This is a genomic window from Roseibium sp. AS2, assembly GCF_038900065.1.
In the GTDB taxonomy this organism is placed as follows: domain Bacteria; phylum Pseudomonadota; class Alphaproteobacteria; order Rhizobiales; family Stappiaceae; genus Roseibium.
In genome coordinates this window covers 81,302-100,289 of sequence record NZ_JBBMQN010000001.1, presented here as the reverse complement: position 1 = coordinate 100,289, position 18,988 = coordinate 81,302, and the positions used below count along the sequence as shown (strand labels likewise).

Annotated in this window: 18 protein-coding genes; 13 read left to right on the top strand and 5 right to left on the bottom strand. The window is 61.4% G+C overall.

The window, feature by feature from the left end; genetic code table 11:
- Together WNZ15_RS00440 and WNZ15_RS00435 are read left to right on the top strand one after the other, a co-directional pair.
- Window positions 1-480, top strand: a complete 480-nt coding sequence (locus tag WNZ15_RS00440) for a F0F1 ATP synthase subunit B (RefSeq protein WP_342890957.1) — start codon at window positions 1-3, stop codon at window positions 478-480.
- Between the two features lie 18 nt (window positions 481-498).
- Window positions 499-801 carry a hypothetical protein gene (locus WNZ15_RS00435; RefSeq protein WP_342890956.1) on the top strand — a complete coding sequence of 101 codons (303 nt, stop codon included), beginning with the start codon at window positions 499-501 and terminating at the stop codon, window positions 799-801.
- Between the two features lie 64 nt (window positions 802-865).
- Here the strand turns inward: WNZ15_RS00435 and WNZ15_RS00430 are convergent, their stop codons facing one another.
- Window positions 866-1,522 (bottom strand): ribonuclease HII, encoded by a 657-nt coding sequence (locus tag WNZ15_RS00430; RefSeq protein WP_342890955.1) that lies wholly within the window; start codon window positions 1,520-1,522, stop codon window positions 866-868.
- Between the two features lie 45 nt (window positions 1,523-1,567).
- Entirely contained in the window at window positions 1,568-2,701 is a 1,134-nt protein-coding gene (locus WNZ15_RS00425; protein ID WP_342890954.1) for a PA0069 family radical SAM protein, read from the bottom strand.
- Between the two features lie 110 nt (window positions 2,702-2,811).
- On the opposite strand from WNZ15_RS00425, the gene WNZ15_RS00420 reads away from it, so the two are divergent.
- Window positions 2,812-3,507: a glycosyltransferase gene (locus tag WNZ15_RS00420; RefSeq protein ID WP_342890953.1), complete on the top strand. Its 696-nt coding sequence runs from the start codon at window positions 2,812-2,814 to the stop codon at window positions 3,505-3,507.
- A gap of 92 nt (window positions 3,508-3,599) precedes the next feature.
- Here the strand turns inward: WNZ15_RS00420 and moaB are convergent, their stop codons facing one another.
- Window positions 3,600-4,157 carry a molybdenum cofactor biosynthesis protein B gene (gene moaB, locus WNZ15_RS00415; RefSeq protein ID WP_342890952.1) on the bottom strand — a complete coding sequence of 186 codons (558 nt, stop codon included), beginning with the start codon at window positions 4,155-4,157 and terminating at the stop codon, window positions 3,600-3,602.
- Between the two features lie 187 nt (window positions 4,158-4,344).
- Between moaB and WNZ15_RS00410 the strand changes: the two genes are divergently transcribed.
- The 5 genes from WNZ15_RS00410 (at window position 4,345) to WNZ15_RS00390 (ending at window position 11,588) form a co-directional block, all read left to right on the top strand.
- Window positions 4,345-5,571, top strand: a complete 1,227-nt coding sequence (locus WNZ15_RS00410) for a PLP-dependent aminotransferase family protein (RefSeq protein ID WP_342890951.1) — start codon at window positions 4,345-4,347, stop codon at window positions 5,569-5,571.
- 37 nt (window positions 5,572-5,608) lie between these two features.
- Entirely contained in the window at window positions 5,609-6,253 is a 645-nt protein-coding gene (locus tag WNZ15_RS00405) for a ceramidase domain-containing protein (protein ID WP_342890950.1), read from the top strand.
- Window positions 6,254-6,348: 95 nt separating this feature from the next.
- On the top strand, window positions 6,349-8,643 hold the full coding sequence (locus WNZ15_RS00400) for an NADP-dependent malic enzyme (RefSeq protein WP_342890949.1): 2,295 nt from the start codon (window positions 6,349-6,351) through the stop codon (window positions 8,641-8,643).
- A gap of 188 nt (window positions 8,644-8,831) precedes the next feature.
- The gene (locus WNZ15_RS00395; RefSeq protein ID WP_342890948.1) at window positions 8,832-9,962 is read left to right on the top strand and encodes a PQQ-dependent sugar dehydrogenase; all 1,131 of its coding nucleotides are present in this window, start codon (window positions 8,832-8,834) and stop codon (window positions 9,960-9,962) included.
- A 327-nt stretch (window positions 9,963-10,289) separates the two neighbouring features.
- The gene (locus WNZ15_RS00390) at window positions 10,290-11,588 is read left to right on the top strand and encodes a DEAD/DEAH box helicase (RefSeq protein WP_342890947.1); all 1,299 of its coding nucleotides are present in this window, start codon (window positions 10,290-10,292) and stop codon (window positions 11,586-11,588) included.
- 464 nt (window positions 11,589-12,052) lie between these two features.
- On the opposite strand, the gene WNZ15_RS00385 is transcribed toward WNZ15_RS00390, so the two are convergent.
- Both WNZ15_RS00385 and WNZ15_RS00380 read right to left on the bottom strand, forming a co-directional pair.
- The gene (locus tag WNZ15_RS00385) at window positions 12,053-12,376 is read right to left on the bottom strand and encodes a hypothetical protein (RefSeq protein WP_342890946.1); all 324 of its coding nucleotides are present in this window, start codon (window positions 12,374-12,376) and stop codon (window positions 12,053-12,055) included.
- A gap of 509 nt (window positions 12,377-12,885) precedes the next feature.
- The gene (locus WNZ15_RS00380) at window positions 12,886-14,562 is read right to left on the bottom strand and encodes an electron transfer flavoprotein-ubiquinone oxidoreductase (RefSeq protein WP_342890945.1); all 1,677 of its coding nucleotides are present in this window, start codon (window positions 14,560-14,562) and stop codon (window positions 12,886-12,888) included.
- A 416-nt stretch (window positions 14,563-14,978) separates the two neighbouring features.
- Between WNZ15_RS00380 and WNZ15_RS00375 the strand changes: the two genes are divergently transcribed.
- The 5 genes from WNZ15_RS00375 to WNZ15_RS00355 all read left to right on the top strand — a co-directional run bounded on the left by WNZ15_RS00375 (window position 14,979) and on the right by WNZ15_RS00355 (window position 18,963).
- Complete coding sequence (locus WNZ15_RS00375) at window positions 14,979-15,911, top strand: uracil-DNA glycosylase (RefSeq protein ID WP_342890944.1); 933 nt, start codon at window positions 14,979-14,981, stop codon at window positions 15,909-15,911.
- A gap of 271 nt (window positions 15,912-16,182) precedes the next feature.
- Window positions 16,183-16,824: a PilZ domain-containing protein gene (locus WNZ15_RS00370; RefSeq protein WP_342890943.1), complete on the top strand. Its 642-nt coding sequence runs from the start codon at window positions 16,183-16,185 to the stop codon at window positions 16,822-16,824.
- A gap of 254 nt (window positions 16,825-17,078) precedes the next feature.
- On the top strand, window positions 17,079-17,699 hold the full coding sequence (locus WNZ15_RS00365) for a PilZ domain-containing protein (RefSeq protein WP_342890942.1): 621 nt from the start codon (window positions 17,079-17,081) through the stop codon (window positions 17,697-17,699).
- Window positions 17,700-17,873: 174 nt separating this feature from the next.
- Complete coding sequence (locus tag WNZ15_RS00360) at window positions 17,874-18,731, top strand: S49 family peptidase (protein ID WP_342890941.1); 858 nt, start codon at window positions 17,874-17,876, stop codon at window positions 18,729-18,731.
- Between the two features lie 46 nt (window positions 18,732-18,777).
- Window positions 18,778-18,963: a hypothetical protein gene (locus WNZ15_RS00355; protein WP_342890940.1), complete on the top strand. Its 186-nt coding sequence runs from the start codon at window positions 18,778-18,780 to the stop codon at window positions 18,961-18,963.
- The last annotated feature ends 25 nt before the right edge of the window (window positions 18,964-18,988 follow it).

The window sequence follows — 18,988 nt, the reverse complement described above, 5'->3', positions numbered from 1 at the left end:
ATGGACGCAACATTCTGGGCCACGGTCGGTCTCGTTCTCTTCTTCGTGCTGATCATTTACGTCAAGGTTCCGGGCAAGATCGGAGCTTCTCTGGACGACCGCGCCGATACCATCCGCAAGGAGCTGGAGGAAGCACGCAAGATGCGTGAAGAAGCCCAGTCACTGCTGTCGGAGTATCAGCGCAAGCGCCACGAAGCCGAAGGTGAGGCGGAAGCCATCATCGCCGAAGCCAACTCGGAAGCCGAGCGCCTGACGGTGGAAACCAATCAGGCCCTTGAAGAGATGATCGCCCGCCGGACGAAGGCTGCCGAGGACAAGATCGCCCAGGCCGAAAGCCAGGCGATTGCCGAGGTTCGCGCCAAGGCGGCCGACATTGCTGTCGCAGCGGCCGAAGTGATCCTGACCGCCAAGGTCAAGGACAAGGTCGCCGACGACATTCTGGCCAAGAGCATTTCGCAGGTGAAGGAACGGTTGAACTGACGTTCAGCTTTCCTGGCGATGAACAAACTGAAAAGCGGCCTCACGGGGCCGCTTTTTGTTTGTGCCGGTATCGGTCGTTTCGGGCAGCCGTTTCGGGTCAAACCAAAGAGTGCTGGTGACGACCCGTCTTATGACCCGTTCCGTCTGCCGGCATGGCGCGCCGAGGTGCGCGGTCTGGTTGACCGGGCGAGCGGCCTTTCTGCCGGCCGGCAGGATCTTTTGCTTTTGAGCTACGCCGCAGAAACGGGGCCGTGCTCTTCACGGGGCTTGATCGTCCAGTCCCGTCAGATCGCCGCTTCGCCCCGGATGGCGGCCCTCTGAAACTCAGCAAGTCACCGGTGTCATCGGCTTTTGCCCTTGTGATATTCGGGGCGGCCTGTTCCTTTCACCGGCGTGCGTCTGCCGCAACCCGGACCGGCCTGAAGCTCATCCGGTGGTGCGGGGAAGGCCCAAGTCTGGCCAGGGCTGCCTGATGCAGCGGAACCCCGTAGCCTTTGTGACGGGCAAAGCCGTAGCCCGGACAATGCTCTTCCAGCCGCACCATCATCCGGTCCCGGGTGACCTTGGCGACAATTGAGGCGGCAGCGACACACAGGCAGCGGCCGTCGCCTTTTACCAGAGCTTGCCCCGGTGATTTCAATCCTGCCGGAACATCCCGCCCGTCGATCAGCACATAAGCTGGAACGGCGGCCAGGAGTGTGACCGCCCGAACCATCGCCGAAAGGGTTGCCGCGCGAATGTTCAGCCGGTCGATCGTCGCAGGTGACGCACTGGCAACCGACACATGCGCACTGGCAACGATTTCCTCGAACAGCGCCTCGCGCCGGGCCTCGGTCAGTTTCTTGGAATCGTTCAGCCCCTTCGGAACCCGGTTATAGTCCAGCATGACGGCCGCGGTGACCACAGGTCCCGCCCAGGGACCGCGTCCGGCTTCGTCCACACCGCAGAGAAATCCGTCGAACGCTGCGGCATGCCGGCGTTCAATGTCAAGGTCCGGCTGATCGGGGAACGGCAGATCGAAAAGGGTCGGAGTGTGTGGCATGCCGTCAAACCTGCAGACACCCGAGCCTTTCCGCAAGTCGCCGGATCAAAACAGGTCCAGTTGCACACCGCCTTTTTGCGGCTGGACGAAGTCGTCCGAATTCAGTTTCTTGCGGCGCAGGTTGAGTCCGAGACGTTTGGCGGCGAGCGAGAAGCGTTTGCCTATCTGGTCCGCATAGGGACCGCGTCCGCGCATGCGCTCGCCCCATTTGGCGTCGTAATCCTTGCCGCCACGCATGGACCGGATCAGGTTCATCACATGCTGGTAGCGGTTCGGCCGCTCGCGCAGCAGCCAGTCGCGGAAGAGTTCGGAGACTTCCCGCGGCAGGCGCAGCAGGACATAGCCGGCCTCCGCCGCACCGTGTTCGGCCGCGGCCTCAAGCAGGGCCTCGATTTCGCTGTCCGTCAACGCCGGGATGATCGGTGCCATCATGACGGACGTTGGAATGCCTGCTTCCGAAAGGGCTTTGATGGCACCAAGCCGCTTGTGCGGTGCGGAAGCCCGCGGCTCCATTGCCCGGCAGAGTTTCCTGTCCAGCGTCGTCACCGATAGCGCGACCTTGACCAGATTTCGTTTCGCCATGCGGGTGAGAATGTCGATGTCACGGGTGACCAGGGCCGACTTGGTGACGATCGCGACCGGGTGGGAACAGGCCTCCAGAACCTCCAGTATTTCGGGCATCAGCTTGTAACTGCGCTCCATCGGCTGATAGGGGTCGGTGTTGGTGCCGATGGCGATGACGCGCGGGATGTAGCCGGGACGGGAAAGTTCGCGTTCCAGAAGCTGCGCGGCATTGGGCTTGGCAAACAGTCTGGTTTCGAAATCGAGCCCGGGAGACAGGCCCATATAGGCGTGGCTGGGTCTGGCGAAGCAGTAGATGCAGCCGTGCTCGCATCCCCTGTAGGGATTGATCGACCGGTCGAAGGAGATGTCCGGAGACTCGTTGCGGGTGATGATGGTGCGCGCGCGCTCCTCCTGGATCTCCGTCTTGAGTGGCGGCAGGTCGTCAAGGCTGTCCCAGCCGTCGTCGAAGTCCTCTCTGGCAACCGGTTCGAAACGCCCGCTCTTGTTGAGAGCCGCCCCCCGGCCGCGGCGGCGCTCCTCACCCAGCCTTGCGGCTTCCGATGCGGAAGGCTCTGCCGCTGGCGACGCGGGCAGGGAGTGTCTGAAGGCATTCATCAAGGCGTTCCGTAATCAGAAAAGAACATAGCGGGAACATTAGCCTAAATCAGAGCTTTCACAAGCGGACTCTCTCGCACTTTGAAATTTTTCATGTAAAACTCGGGCTCATGATAAGTGTCATCATCGCGACAAAGAATTCAGAAACCGAGCTGGTGCACGCCCTCTCGGCTTTGGTACCGGCGGCGGCGGAAGGTGTCGTGCGCGAAGTCATCATTGTGGATGGCGGGTCGACCGACAACACCGACATGGTCGCCGATGCCGCAGGCTGCACCTGGGCCTGCCGCCAGGGCGCGCCGCGCAGCGAGCGCCTTGCCTATGGCGTGTCTCTTTCAAGGCGTGGCGACTGGCTGTTGTTCCTGCGTCCCGAAACGCTGCTGGAAAGCGGCTGGCATCACGAGGCGCAGGCTTTTGTCGAAAGAGCCGCGCGTGCGCGCAAGGGTCCCGGCACCGCCGCAAGTTTCCGCCTCCGCTACGAAGCCTTCGGCTTTGGCGCCCGCATCAGCGAAACCATTGCGGCCCTGCGCTCCCAGCTACTTGGCATGCCCTACGGCAATCAGGGCCTGCTGATCTCGCGCAGCTTCTATCAGAAGCTCGGCGGACACAGGCCTTTGCCGGAACTGGAAGACCTGGACATCGCCAAGCGCATCGGGCGCGGGCGGCTGGTGTTTCTGCGAGCGGCTGCCGTTTCGTCCGGTGATGCGGAAGACGACAGCGTGCTCTCCCGGTTCCGCCAGTCCCTGGCACGCTTTTGCGTCGGCATGCTGCGCATCCCCGCGAGCGTCGCGGTCAAGCTGCACGGCTGAAACCGGCACTCGGCCCCGGCGAGGGGACTGCCCGTCTTTCGAACGAATGGCGCCTGAGGGAATCTCAGGCTCTTGGCTTGCCCTGTCCGGGCCTAGGCCTCCCGCAGCTTGCCGCGTTTCAGGTGCTCGTCGAGCCGCGGCATGATTTCCACGAAATTGCAGGGCATGTGGCGGTAGTCGAGCTGCCACATCAGGATGCCGTCCCAGGCGTCCTTGCAGGCGCCCGGAGATCCCGGCAGCACGAAGATATAGGTGGCGCCGGCGACGCCGCCGGTGGCTCTGGACTGGATCGTCGAGGTGCCGATCTTGTCGTAGGAAATCCGGTGAAAGACCTCCGAGAAACCGTCCATGCGCTTTTCGAACAGGGGTTCCATCGCTTCAGGCGTCACGTCGCGGCCGGTGAAACCGGTGCCGCCGGTGGAAATGATCACGTCGACACCCGGATCCGCAATCCAGTCCTTCGCGATCTTCCGGATGGCCGGCACGTCGTCTGTCACGATCTTCCGGTCCGCGAGGCGGTGGCCCGCCTTTGCAAGCCTTTCCGCCAAAATGCTGCCGGACCGGTCCTCTTCCAGCTTGCGCGTGTCGGACACGGTCAGAACCGCAATGTCGAGCGGGATGAACGGGCGCGTATCGTCCAGACGGGGCATGGCGTTCTCCTTTGTCGTCAACAGATAGGCGATTGCTGGCGCAGGTTCCAGAGGCATCGGCAATTGCGACCGGAAACCTGTAGCGCAATAAAATTACAAAAAATAACAAGAATGAGACACTTGCTAAATAGATAGGTCAGTATTATTGACTTAAATAGCAAGACCAAAAACAGCCAAAGAGCCGAACATGACCACCTGGGACAGCCTCTATGCCCGGCGCGCCAGCCGGATGAGCGCCTCGGAAATCCGAGAACTTCTGAAACTCCTGGACCGGCCGGACGTGATCTCCTTTGCCGGCGGCATCCCTGATCCGAATCTGTTTCCGGCGGAGGAATTCAGGCAGGCCTACCAGGACATCCTCGGCGGACCCGATGCCGGCCGGGCCCTTCAATACGGTGTCAGCGAAGGCAGTCCCCGGTTGCGCGACTGGATCGTGAGCCACATGCGCACCCTCGGCGTTGACTGCGATCCCGGCAATATCCTGATCACTTCCGGCTCCCAGCAGGGACTGGACTATATTGGCAAGCTGTTCCTGTCGGAGGGCGACACGGCCCTGGTGCAATGGCCCACCTATCTTGGTGCGCTGCAGGCATTCAACGCCTACGAACCCCGGTTCGACCGCCTCGATCCATGCGCGAACCGGGACGTCACCGACTATGCGGCGCGCGCGCAGGAGCAGGGCGGCCGGGTCAAATTCGCTTATCTGTCGCCGGATTTTGCGAACCCGACGGGGCTGTCGGTCGGTCTTGCAGAACGCGAGCGCGTTCTGGCACTGGCAGAAGAGCTGTCCTGCGCGATCATCGAGGACGCACCTTACGAGGCATTGCGGTATGACGGCGATACGGTCCTGCCGCTGCTGGCCCTCGACAGCCGCAAGCATGGCGGCATCGAGGCGTCCCGCACACTTTACCTGGGCAGCTTCTCGAAATCCTTGTCACCGGGCCTGCGGCTCGGCTGGGTCTGCGCCGCGAAAGAAGTCATCTCGCGGCTGGTGCTGATCAAGCAGGCCAGCGACCTGAACACGCCGGTCCTCAATCAGGAAGCCATGGCCCGGGTCGCGGAGCGGGTCTTCGACACGCACACGGCGCGCACCAATGCAGTCTACAAGGCCCGCCGTGATGCGATGCTGTCCGCCCTTCAGATCCATATGCCCGAAGGTGTTCACTGGACCAGACCGGATGGCGGCATGTTCATCTGGTTGGATCTGCCCGCCGGCATCGACGCGGCCGATCTTCTGGAGAAATCCCTCGCGACGGTGCGGGTGGCGTTTGTTCCGGGCAAGGCCTTTCATCCGGACCGCACCGGCGCCAACTCCCTGCGCCTCAGTTTTTCCTGTGCGGACTTTGCGAAAATCGAAGAAGGTATTTCAAGGCTGGGACGCTTGATTTCGGAAACTGTCATGTCCACGGTGTAGGCAATGCTGGTAAACGGGGCTGACGGGGAACCGGCCGATGGCACTGACCGATCAGGTGGACAATTATTGCGAGCGCGTCGGCCCGGAATTCTGGTCCGAGCCGCTGAACGCGGTGACCAACGCGGCCTTTCTGATGGCGGCGGTTGCCGCCTTTGTGTTCTGGCGCCGAAAGACACCCGGAGATCTGCCGGCACTTGTGCTGATCGCGATCGTGTGCGCCACCGGGATCGGCTCGTTCCTGTTTCACACCTTCGCGACCAGGTGGGCCGGCCTGGCGGATGTCATTCCGATCGCCCTGTTCATCCATGTCTATCTTTTTGTCGCGCTGACCCGCTTTCTGGGTCTGCCGTGGTGGGCGGCGCTGGGGATCGTCGCCGTCTTCTTCGCGGCGACACCCCTTGCGGGGCGGGCTGTTGCGCCGCTCGTCGGTTCGTCAGCGGGCTATGTTCCGGCCCTCATGGCGATCTTCATCACCGGAGCGCTGTTTGTCCGCCGGGACCGTGAACTGGGAACGCAGGTCCTGCTGACGGGAGCGATCTTCGCCCTGTCGCTGGCGCTGCGAACCCTGGACGGTCCGTTGTGCGATCAGATCGCATTCGGCACCCATTTCCTGTGGCATATCCTGAACGGTGTCGTGCTGTTTCTGCTATTACGGGTTCTCATTTGGCAGCGTGCCGGGTAGACCTCGGGGAAACGTCGGAAAAAAGTACGGTGTCCCGCCGGCAAGGACGGGATCATCGCAGACATAGCAAGTGACCTTGGGAGACAGGGACCGCAATGAGCGACAGAAAGACCACTGATAGCGATCTGACAGAAGCGGCCCTGTTCTACCATGAGCATCCGCGCCCGGGGAAACTGGAGATCCAGGCGATCAAGCCGCTGGGCAACCAGCGCGATCTCGCGCTGGCCTACTCTCCCGGCGTTGCCGCTCCGTGTCTGGAAATCGCTGACGATCCGGCAAAAGCCGCCAACTACACCTCGCGCGGCAATCTGGTCGCGGTCATCTCCAACGGCACCGCGGTGCTGGGGCTCGGCAACATCGGGCCGCTGGCCTCCAAACCGGTGATGGAAGGCAAGGCGGTTCTGTTCAAGAAGTTCGCCGGCATCGATGTCTTCGACATCGAGGTCGACGAGACCGATGTCGACAAGTTCGTCCATGCGGTGTCTGTGCTGGAACCGACTTTCGGCGGCATCAACCTTGAAGACATCAAGGCGCCGGAGTGTTTCATGATCGAGGCGCAGCTCCGGGAGAAAATGAACATCCCGGTGTTCCACGACGACCAGCACGGCACCGCGATCATTGTCGGTGCCGCCGTCCGCAACGCTCTGGACCTGGCCGGCAAGAAGATCGAAGACGCCAGGATCGTCGCTTCCGGAGCCGGCGCGGCCGCGCTTGCCTGCCTCAACATGCTGGTCTCGCTCGGCGCGAAGCGGGAAAACATCTGGGTGACGGATATCGAGGGCGTTGTCTATGAAGGCCGCGAGGCGCTGATGGACGAGTGGAAGGCCGCCTTTGCCCAGAAGACCGACAAGCGCACGCTCGACGAGGTCATCGAAGGCGCCAACGTGTTCCTGGGCCTGTCCGCCGCCGGTGTCCTGAAACCCCACATGGTGGCGAAAATGGACCAGGGGCCGCTGATCCTGGCCCTGGCCAATCCCAATCCGGAAATCATGCCGGAAGAGGCCCAGGCGGTGCGCGACGACGTGGTCATGTGCACCGGCCGGTCGGACTATCCGAACCAGGTCAACAACGTCCTGTGTTTCCCCTACATATTCCGGGGCGCGCTGGATGTCGGTGCGACCAGCATCAACGAGGAAATGAAACGCGCGGCGGTCGAGGCGATCGCCGGCCTGGCGCGTGAGGAACCAAGCGATGTCGCCGCCCGCGCCTATGGCGGCAAGGTGGAGACCTTCGGCCCGAACTACCTGATTCCGTCGCCTTTCGACCAGCGCCTGATCCTGCGCATCGCGCCCGCCGTTGCCCGGGCCGCGATGGAGACCGGCGTCGCGACCCGCCCGATCGCGGATTTCGACGCCTATCTGGACCGCCTGAACCGCTTTGTCTTCCGGTCCGGCCTGATCATGAAGCCGATCATCCAGAATGCCAGCAAGGATCCGCAGCGGATCATCTATGCCGAAGGCGAGGACGAACGGGTGCTGCGCGCCGCCCAGGTGCTGATCGAGGACAAGATTGCCAAGCCGATCCTGGTCGGCCGGCCCGACGTGCTGCAGCAGCGCTGCGAACGGTTCGGACTGAAGATCCGTCCGGATGTTGACTTCGAGTTCATCAACCCGCAGGACGATCCGCGCTACCGCGACTATGCCGATGAATATTTCGAGTGCGTCGGCCGCCAGGGCATGCCGCCGAACGCGGCCCGGACGGTCGTGCGCACCAACACCACCGTGATTTCGGCGCTCGCCGTGCGCCGGGGCGATGCGGATGCGGTCATCTGCGGCCTGGAAGGCCGTTTTATCCGCCATCTGCGCGACATCAAGCAGGTGATCGGGATTTGCGAATCGGCGCGGGACCTGTCCGCCATGTCGCTTCTGATCAATTCCCAGGGGGCGATGTTCCTGTCGGACACCTTCGTCACCGAGGATCCGACCGCCGAGGAAATCTCGGAAATGGCGATCCTCGCCGCCGAAGAAATCCGCCGGTTTGGCATCGAGCCGAAGATCGCGTTGCTGTCGCTGTCGAATTTCGGCTCCCGCGACACGGCTTCCTCGCGCAAGATGCGCGAAGCGCTGAACCTGATCTGGAAGCGGTATCCCGGTCTGGAAGCCGACGGCGAAATGCACGGCGATTCGGCACTCAGCGTCGACCTGCGCGAACGGGTCATGCCGGGAAGCAAACTGACCGGCGAGGCCAACCTCCTGTTGTTCCCCAACCTGGATGCGGCCAACATTGCCCACAATCTGCTGAAGGTGGCGACCCAGGCCCTGCATGTGGGGCCGATCCTGCTCGGCGCCGCGAAACCCGCTCATATCCTGACCCCGTCGGTCACATCGCGCGGTGTGGTCAACATGTCTGCACTGGCGAGTGTCGAGGCGCAGACTCGTTCGGTGGACTGACCCGTTCGGTCGCGCGGTGCGTCCAGCCATGAAACCGGCCATGCGCCTGGCCATGCGTGTGAGGAAATGCCTGACACGCATGGCCGGCTCTCAAAGAGCTGCCAGAAGGTTTTTTAACCCGGACCGCTTTTCAGCGCAGATCCATTGCCTAACTTATCCAGGAGACCCGACGGCCTAATGGAGCTGCCATGACCTGGACGTTTTCTGCACTTTCCCCGCTTGTATCCATGGGCGTTGCCGCCTTTCTCACGGTGGCGCCCGCGGCCGCCCAGTCCTCCATTGAACTTGAGACGGTCGCGGACGGCCTGTCCTATCCATGGAGCGTCGCGTTTCTCCCGGAGGGCGGCTACCTGATCACCGAACGGGACGGTGTTCTCAAACACGTGGATGCGGCCGGCGGCCAGACTGCCGTGGAGGGGGTGCCGGAGGTTTTCGCGCAGGGCCAGGGCGGTCTTCTGGATATCGCGCTGGATCCGGAGTTCGGGACCAATGGCACGATTTACCTGACGTTCTCGCAAGGCTCGGTGGAAGGGGCGGGGACGTCGCTCTACAAGGCCGTTGTGGCAACGTCACCGGCGCGCGGATACGCGCTGACCGGCGGGGAAACAATTTTTGCCGGCAATAACCGGTCCTATGGCGGCCGCCATTTCGGTTCGAGGCTGGCCTTCGCGCCGGACGGGCACCTTTTCATGACGATCGGCGAACGGGGGGAGGACGAGCGGGCGCAGGATCCGTCCGACCATGCAGGCTCGGTCCTGCGCCTGACACGGGACGGTGCCCCGGCGCCCGGCAATCCGTTCCTGGAGCGCGATGGCTACCGGCCTGAGATCTGGTCGATCGGTCACCGCAATCCGCAATCCGCTGCGATCCACCCCGAAACCGGCAAGCTCTGGACGGTCGAACATGGCGCGCGTGGCGGCGACGAGGTCAACATCCCGGAAGCCGGCAAGAACTACGGCTGGCCGGTGATCTCCTACGGACGGCACTATTCAGGCGGCAAGATCGGCGAAGGCACCGAAAAACAGGGCATGGAGCAGCCGATCCATTTCTGGGATCCGTCCATTGCTCCGTCCGGCATGGCTTTTGTCACCGGCGACACCTACCCGGACTGGCGGGGAAACCTTCTGGTGGGCGCGCTGCGGGGCCAGCATCTTGCCCGGCTTGAGCTGGACGGCGCGCGGGTTGTGGCGCAGGAAAAGCAGCTCGGTGATCTGGACGAGCGCATCCGGGATGTGCGCCAGGGGCCGGACGGATATATCTATGTTCTGACCGACAGCGACGACGGCCGTCTGATCCGTCTGGTACCGGGATCGGGTTGAAGAAGCACCGTGCGCCCGGCGGGCCTTTTTACATGACTGCTTGACTTTTCAGGCCGCTAAGCCGATATAGCGGCGTGCAACCGCTGCCGCGTGAGCAGACAGCGCGCCCTTTTTTCCAAAACCATCGTGTTTTCAAGGGCAGCCGCTTGCCGGTTGCAGTCAAGGGCCCAATGAGGGGTCCAACCAGTTCCCATGTCACGCGAGGGTCTGGCGGCACAGAGCCCGTTTTTCGAAACGAAGCGGCTGCCGCAATCCATCATCGAACCGCAAGGATGCGTTCCTGCGGTCATCCGGGCGTGTTTCCTTACGCCCGAAAAGGAATTTATATTGACCGACTTTCAAAGCCTGGGACTTTCCGACGGCCTACTGAGCGCTGTTGCTGACAACGGCTATGACCAACCGACACCGATCCAGCAAAAAGCGATCCCGTTGATCCTGGAAGGCCGTGACCTCATGGGTCTGGCCCAGACAGGAACAGGCAAAACCGCAGCTTTCGGGCTGCCGCTGATCGACAGCCTGCTTGCGGACAACGCAAGAGCCCGGCCCAAGGGCACCCGCGCCCTGATCCTGGCACCGACGCGCGAACTGGTGAACCAGATCGCCAAGAACCTGATTTCCTTCCTGAAAAACACCCCGTTGCGTGTCACCTCAGTCGTCGGCGGCGTGTCGATCAACGGCCAGATCAAGCGCCTGTCCAAGGGCACGGACATTCTGGTCGCGACCCCGGGCCGGCTGCTGGACCTCGTCGACCGCAACGCCGTCGATCTGGCATCGGCCTCCTATCTCGTCCTCGACGAGGCGGACCAGATGCTGGATCTCGGCTTCATCCACGCCCTGCGCCGCATTGCCGGACTGGTCGCCAAGGAGCGTCAGACGCTGCTGTTCTCTGCGACCATGCCCAAGCAGATCAACGAATTGGCCCAATCCTACCTGCGCAACCCGGAGCGGGTGGAAGTCTCGCCGACGGGACGGACCGCCGACAAGGTGACGCAGTCGGTGTATTTCATGGACCAGAAGGCCAAGGGCGACTTCCTGGTCGAGCAGTTGCAGGCAAAGCCTGACGGCATGTCGCTCGTCTTCGGCCGGACCAAGCACGGCGCCGAACGGCTCATGCGCAAGCTGGCGCAATGTGGCATCGCAGCAGGCTCCATCCACGGCAACAAGAGCCAGAATCAGCGCGACCGGGCGATTCGCGATCTGCGCGAGGGCAAGATCAATGTTCTGGTGGCGACGGATGTCGCGGCCCGCGGCATCGACATTCCCGGCGTCAGCCATGTGTACAATTTCGAACTGCCGGAAGTGGCTGAAGCCTATGTCCACCGTATCGGACGGACGGCGCGTGCGGGTGCTGAAGGCGAGGCAATTGCCTTGTGCGCGCCCGAGGAAATCGGTCTGTTCCGTCAGATCGAGAAGCTGATCGGCATCGACATCACGGTCGCCGGCGGCGAGATCCCGCCAATGTCGGCTGCCAGCAAGCCCAAGCGTGGCGGCGGCGGCGGTAACCGGGGTGGACAGAATCGCGGCGGCGGCAGGCCGAACGTGAAAAAGACCACCGGCAGCAACGACAATGCCCAGAACCGGCGCCCGAACCGCAGACGGACGACCGGCCGCAAGAGCGCTGCATAAGCGATCTCGTGACGGCACAATGCAAGACGCCCGGCCATCTGGCCGGGCGTTTTTTTGTGCCTGACAGGGAGGAAAGACAGCAACGTGCGGAGGCGCACCGCGGTGCTGGCCGCGCACCGGGTCCGGTGCGCCTCAAAAAAAAGCACCGGGAAGTGGCCTTCCCGGTGCAGAACCTTGTGGTCGATGGGTTTCAAAACTGCCGGAGCCGTTCTGAACGTGATTTTGGAAGTTTACCTGACCCCGGTCCATAACCGCCGCGATCTGGAAGGAGCCAGCTTTCTTCCTGTCCACAAGGTATCCAACCGCTTGCACGGTTCGATCCCATTATCTCGTCGGGAAACTCGCGGGATTTCCGCGAAGACCGTGCAGTTCGCCGCCGGATACCGACCGTTAACCGCAGTTTTGCCCCCGTTGGAGGTAAACCTAAATTAACCAAGTTGAATGCGCAATCACGTGACCCAACGTCAGGTTTGTTGCGTGTGGATAATAAAAATACTCTTTAAAATCATGTGGTTGATGTCGTTTTTGGTGATGAGGGGGGCTTTGGCAAGCCAGGGTTGGCGGGGCAGAGATGGCGGGCGGATCAAGAAGTGCTTGAATTTCAACCAGATAGCGGATGCATTGCGGTAACTTATTGATGGATAGATAAAATTTATGCGCTGGCTTTGAGCACCGGGATCTGCAACCGGTTCCAAAAAGCCGGTGTCGGAATGAGGGCGTCTGACCAAGCGGCATCCGTTTTCCGACAAATTTTGAACAATAAGTATAAAATTTTCTTTTGGGCCCATCCAATTTCTTTTTTTGGCGTTAAGGAGGGTTGACCTTACCCTAACGTGAAGCTAATTCACCTCTCACCGCAGTTTAATAAATCAAATAAAACTAATCGGACCCGAACAGGGGCGGATTGGACAAGACAATGCGGATGTTCAGGGTGGGAACGACACTTCTGAAGAAATTGTCCGTCGATAGACGGACCTTGAATTTGTGGCGCGGGACATGGCGCGCGGCTCAAGAAGTGCGGACAGACCGCACCTGGCCGCTGCCCAAGTGACAACCGCAACGAACCGGCCTCCCATCACCGGTTCGATAAGACCCATCGGCCGCAAGTCAGCGGCATCGGAAAGATTTCTTTCCGGTGCCGTTTTTTTTGAGCAAACTGACCGACTTGAGAGCGGTGCAGATCGCCCGGTTGTGAACAGTCCGGCGCACGGCCGAAAAGAATGACCCGGCTCGGGGCCGGGTCGCTGACATCAGGGAAATTGCTCGGGTGTGGCCGGATCGGCGGTCAGTGTCCGCCTCACATGTTCGGATAGTTGGGGCCACCGGCGCCTTCCGGCACGGTCCAGGTGATGTTGCCGTTCGGATCCTTGATGTCGCAGGTCTTGCAGTGCACGCAATTCTGCGAATTGATCTGGAACTTCGGGGCGTCCGCGCCCTCTTCCACCCATTCGTAGACGCCTGCCGGGCAATAGCGGCTCGACGGACCGGCATAGACATCGTGTTCGGATGTCTTTTGAAGAACCGGATCCTTCACCTTCAGGTGGCTCGGCTGGTCTTCCTCATGGTTTGTGTTGGACAGGAAGACGGACGACAGCTTGTCGAAGGAGACGACCCCATCCGGCTTCGGATAGTCGATCCTGTCGCAGTCCTTGGCCGGTTTCAGGGTGTCGCGATCCAGCTTGCCGTGCTTCATGGTGCCGAAGAAGGAGAAGCCGAACAATTCGTTCGTCCACATGTCCAGTCCACCAAGGCCGATGCCCAGCCAGGTTCCGAATCTCGACCAGAGCGGCTTGGTGTTGCGCACTTTTTTCAGGTCCGCGCCGATAGGGCTGTCGCGCCAGGCCTGATCGTACCGGCTGAGCTCGGTATGCGCCTCGCCGCGGCCGATGGCCTCCATGACTTCTTCGGCGGCCAGCATGCCGGAAAGCATGGCATTGTGGGAGCCCTTGATGCGCGGCACGTTGACGAAGCCCGCGGAACAGCCCATGAGCAGGCCGCCCGGGAAGGAGAGTTTCGGCACGGACTGATAGCCGCCCTCGGTGATTGCGCGTGCCCCGTAGGAAATGCGCTTGCCGCCCTCGAACGTGTCGCGGATCGCCGGATGGGTCTTGAAGCGCTGGAACTCGTCGAAGGGCGACAGCCAGGGGTTCTCGTAGTTGAGATGAAGGACGAAGCCCACGGCCACCTGATTGTCCTCCAGGTGGTAGAGGAAGGACCCGCCGCCGGTTTTGCCGTCCAGGGGCCAGCCGAAGGAGTGCTGCACCAGACCGAGCCTGTGCTTGTCCGGATCGACCTGCCACAGCTCCTTGATGCCGATGCCGAATTTGGGAACATCGCAGTCTTTGTCCAGCCCGAACGTCTCGATAAGCTGCTTGGCCAGAGAGCCGCGGACGCCTTCGCCGATCAGCGTGTACTTGCCGCGAAGCTCCATTCCCCGCGTGAACATCGCGTTTGGCTTGCCGTCGCGGCCGATGCCCATGTCTCCGGTGGCCACGCCGACGACCTTGCCGTCGTCATCATACAGCAGCTCGGAGGCCGCGAAACCGGGATAGATCTCGACACCAAGGGCCTCGGCCTTTTCGGCGAGCCAGCGGCAGACGTTGCCGAGCGAAACAATGAAGTTGCCGTGATTGTTCATCAGTTTCGGGAGGAACAGATTCGGCAGGCGCATGGAACCCGCGGGGCCGAGCACGAGGAAATGATCGGCGGTCACCGGCGTCTTGATCGGCGTGTCTTCCTCACGCCATTCGGGGAGCAGCTTGTCGAGTGCGATCGGGTCGATGACGGCGCCGGACAGAATATGAGCGCCGACTTCCGATCCCTTCTCCAACACCACGACGCTCAGCTCTTCGCCCTTTTCACTGGCGATCTGCTTCAGCCGGATAGCCGCGGCAAGCCCGGCAGGGCCTGCGCCGACGATCACGACATCCACGTCCATGCTTTCGCGTTCGCCAAGCGTTTCCTGTTCGCTCATGTCTTTCTCCCTCCGCCCAAAGGGGCATGCCTTGTTTCACGGACGGTCAGCCGGAAGCCATTGGATGACCAAAAGCCCCTCGATACCCCGCGGTCCAGGGCAGGTGTTCCGCGTCCGTTGTCACGGCAACCGGTTGTTACCGCCTATGTGCCCTATTTCGCAGTGCGAAACACGACATTTATCGTGGTCCAAAACGAATTCGGGCAGCGTGTTCTCTCGTCCGGCCCAGATAGATCAAAGCAGGCAATGGGCGTCAAGAGTAATACTAACGTTTACGTAAACGTAAATTGTCGCAGTAACTGGTGGCTTGCCGTGGCGAGCGGTTTCTGAAAAAAGGCCTCCTGCGGCCCGCTTTTGCGGTGGCGCGCTTGTACTATTGCGGCTGGGGGGTACACTCAACACCGGAGGCTTTTTGCGTGCAGAACACACCGACCGACCAACGCCAGATCGAAGCCCTGCTGGATTTTTTCACCAGCGCGGGTGTCGACTGTTTTCTGGGCGACGAGCAGGTCGACTGGTTCGCCCGGACGCGTGAAGCGGCGCGGGTGCAGCCGGATCAGGGGAGGCCCGGACCGCAACAGGTGTCGCAGATACTGCCCGGGAGCTCTGCCGGCCGGGATGGAAACCGATCCCAGGCTCGTCTTGACCCTCAGGCCCGATTGGACCCTCAGACCCAGTTTGATCCCCGGGCCCAATCCGCGCCGCAGGCGCGCGCGCCGGGCACCGGTCCTGCCGCTGTGCTGCCGGACGGCGAGGTGATTGCCGCTGCCAGGGACCTTGCGGCCCGCGCGTCGTCTCTTGCCGAACTGCAGGCATGTCTGGAGACCTTCGATGGTTGCAATCTCAAGCTTACCGCGAAGAAACTGGTCTTCGCTGACGGCAATCCGCAAGCCCGGCTGATGTTCGTGGGCGAGGCGCCGGGCCGCGACGAGGACCTGCAGGGCAAACCGTTTGTCGGCCGGTCCGGCCAGTTACTCGACAGAATGTTGGCCGCAATCGGCCTCGACAGGTCGTCAGCCTATATCGCCAACGTGGTGCCATGGCGTCCGCCGGGAAACCGCACGCCGACACCCCAGGAAACGGAAATCTGCAAACCGTTCATCGTGCGCCAGATCGAACTGGTCAAACCGGATGTGCTGGTGTTTCTGGGAGCGGCTTCTGCAAAAACACTGCTCAATGAGAAGGACGGCATCCGCAAATTGCGCGGGCGCTGGATGACTTATCCGGCAGGCGGACGGGAAATTGCCGCGATCGCGACCTACCACCCGGCCTACCTGCTGCGCAGCCCTCTGGAAAAAAGGCTTTCCTGGCGCGATTTTCTTGCAATCGGACAAAAACTATCGGGTTAACCGGTGATCGTTTGTCTGATTGCAGATTGAAACCAGTATTCCCTTGCGTTACTATGAGGAGTGGGATGAATTTTATATAACTAAAGTATAGTATAGAGTAAATAAGGGGAGGTGGGTAAGAGTAAACTTGAATAATACAAATTTCATCATCGGATTTATTGATTTTTAATTCGGGCGTGGTTTTTCACATAAGCAAGATTACGGGTGTTCCGTCATCATATGGAAGTCGGCAATCGATCTGAACCAAGGGGATAAATTGACAGGACCAGAGTTGAACATCCCTGAAAATGCCGTACTGCACATCCTGGTCCTGGACTTCGACACCCTGGGCTGTGAGGAAACGTCTGCTTCCGGCTTCAGCAGGAACGGATGCCGGGTCCTGTCGACAAAGCATCGGCGGGTCGGCAAGGCCCTGGGGCTCCGGATCGCCGGTTTTGATCAGATGGTGAAGGCCAGGGTCTCCGAAGTCAGCGGCGCCGACGTCGTCGTTCGTTTCGAATTCGATGAAGCCGAGAACACGGAAAAACGCAGCGAGCGCCGCCGCAGGGTGTCCATTCCGGCCTGGGTCAGCGGCCAGAACTCTCGTGAAGGGCTCCGGTGCGAAATAGTCGATGCCAGTCCGTCCGGTTGCCGGCTCGCAAGCTATCAGATGGAAAACCTGCCCGCTGATATCCAGCTTCAGATTGCCGGCCTCGATCTGCCGGTCGTCGGCAAGATCGTCTGGCGGTCGCCGGAATATGCCGGCGTGAAGCTTATCTGGAAGTTCACCAGCGGCAGGGAATTTGATGAAAAACGCCTCCAAGCACCGTCCGGTGCGGGAGAGACCGGCGCGAAGCCCAAGCCCAGCGCCAAGCCCAAGCCAAAACGCACTTCGGACAATTCCGGTTTTGGTGTCAGGCGCACCAAGGACTGACCCGGACAAGGACCTGTCTGGTCTCCGGGCTGACACCGCGCGCTCCGGCAACACGCTTGCGAACCTTTCCTGCCGTTCCGTCCCGGGTCACCGTATCGGGCACACCATCCCGGCCGAACCCTTCCTTCGAGAGTTGTTTGCAGATGCCGGGACCCGGAGGGCCCGCCAGAATGTCCTCCTGGCCGTCTCCCGTGTGTTAACCAGGTTTTCAGTCTTCCGATCGTAAGGTAAATCGTGCAAATCGGGGGGACGACATGAGCACTACTGCCGCTGCGATGAATGCGGATAACAGAATTGCGGCTCAGGTCTTCGATCTGGCCGACATGTCCTTTTTCGACGCGACCGCCTATGACGTTTGTGAAACGGGCTGCCGGATCGCGACCGACAGGATCGATCTTCTCAAGGAAGAAGTGGGACTGCGCCTCGCGGGTTTCGACGAGCTTGTTCGTGGCAGGGTGGTTGCCTGCGGCGATCGCGATGCGCAGATCTCGTTTCACCTCAAGCAGGTGGAGCCTGGCGAAAAGCGGCGGGAAACCCGCCGGCCGGTCTGGATAACCGCTGTTGTCAGCGGCAGGAAGCAGCCGACGACGATGAAATGCCGGATCGTGGACGCCAGCAAGTCCGGGTGCCGTCTGGAAGGCGACACCGTTGGGCGCCTGCCCGAAGCGATCGAAATCGCCATCCCCGGCATGGACCAGCCGATCAGCGGATCGATTGTCTGGTGGAAAGACAATCAGGCGGGTGTCCGGCTGAGCTGGCCGTTCAAGGCGGGGCCCAAGCCGACAAAAGAGTCGCTCGCCAAACGTCCGGGAGAAGACAAACAGCCTGTTTCCGGACCAAAGGTGAAAAAGAAGATCAGCGCATTCGGCGGCTAACACCGAAGCGTGTTGGTCTTGCCCCCTCTGATGGTCCGTTTCCGTCTGCCGGCAGGGCGCGTCGGCCGGCCTTCACAGACAGCTTTTATCCGCTGCAAGGCCTCATGGCCTTTGAAACTGCCCGCCGGATACATATATCGGAGAAGATTGTGAACTCCTTCAGGGCTATTCCGCGTGCTTTCAAAAATCCGCAGCTATCTTCCCAGACCTTTCCGCGATGAAAAAACCGTCATTCCGGTCGTTCGGCTCCAGGGAGCGATCGGCGGCGGCGGCCCTCTGAGAACGGCCCTTTCCCTCGCGACTGCCGCGATGCCGCTGGAAAGGGCGTTTTCGGTCAAGAAAGCGCCTGCTGTCGCGTTGATCGTCAATTCGCCTGGGGGCTCGCCTGTTCAGTCGCGTCTCATTTTCAAGCGGATCCGCGATCTTGCAAAGGAAAACCAGAAGGACGTGCTCGTTTTCGTCGAGGACGTCGCGGCCAGCGGCGGCTATATGATCGCGGTCGCCGGCGATGAAATCTTTGTCGATCCGTCTTCGGTCGTTGGGTCCATCGGTGTCGTTGCCGCCGGCTTCGGCTTCACGGAAATGATCAAGAAGATCGGCGTCGACCGGCGCGTCTATACGGCGGGCGAGAAGAAGGTGATCCTCGATCCGTTCCAGCCGGAAGTGCCCGAGGACATCGAGTATCTGAAAAGCCTGCAGCTTGAAATCCACGAGACCTTCATCGACCTGGTGAAATCACGCCGGAGCGACGTGCTGGCCGACGACGCCGATCTGTTCAGCGGCAAGTTCTGGACAGGGCGCACGGCGATCGAACTCGGTCTGGCCGATGCCATCGGAGATCTGCGCGGCGTCGTCAGGGAGCGCTACGGCGACAAGGCCGAGCCGAAACTGATTTCCGCCCCGCGCGGACTGTTTGGCCGCAAGGCCGGCGTGGGCATCGGCCGATCCGGCAGCCGGCTGATCGAAGGGCTCGGCGAAGACCTGATGTCGTCGGTGGAGGAACGGGCAATGTGGATGCGTTACGGCCTTTGAATTGGCACATTGCCCGTGTCAGGTGCGGGCATAAAAGGGGAACGACATGACCGAACTGATTGGTGTGGCCGCACTGGCCGTTGGCGGATACTGGATCATGCAGCGCGTCAAGCGCAAGATGGCCGACGTCGAGAACCGGATCTCCCGCGCGGCGGCCAAGGCAGACCCGAACGGCCGCGGCCCGAAGCTGGTGCAGGACCCGGTCAGCGGCAAATACCGGCCGCAGGCCTGAAGGAACGGCGGGCAGGAAGTCCAGC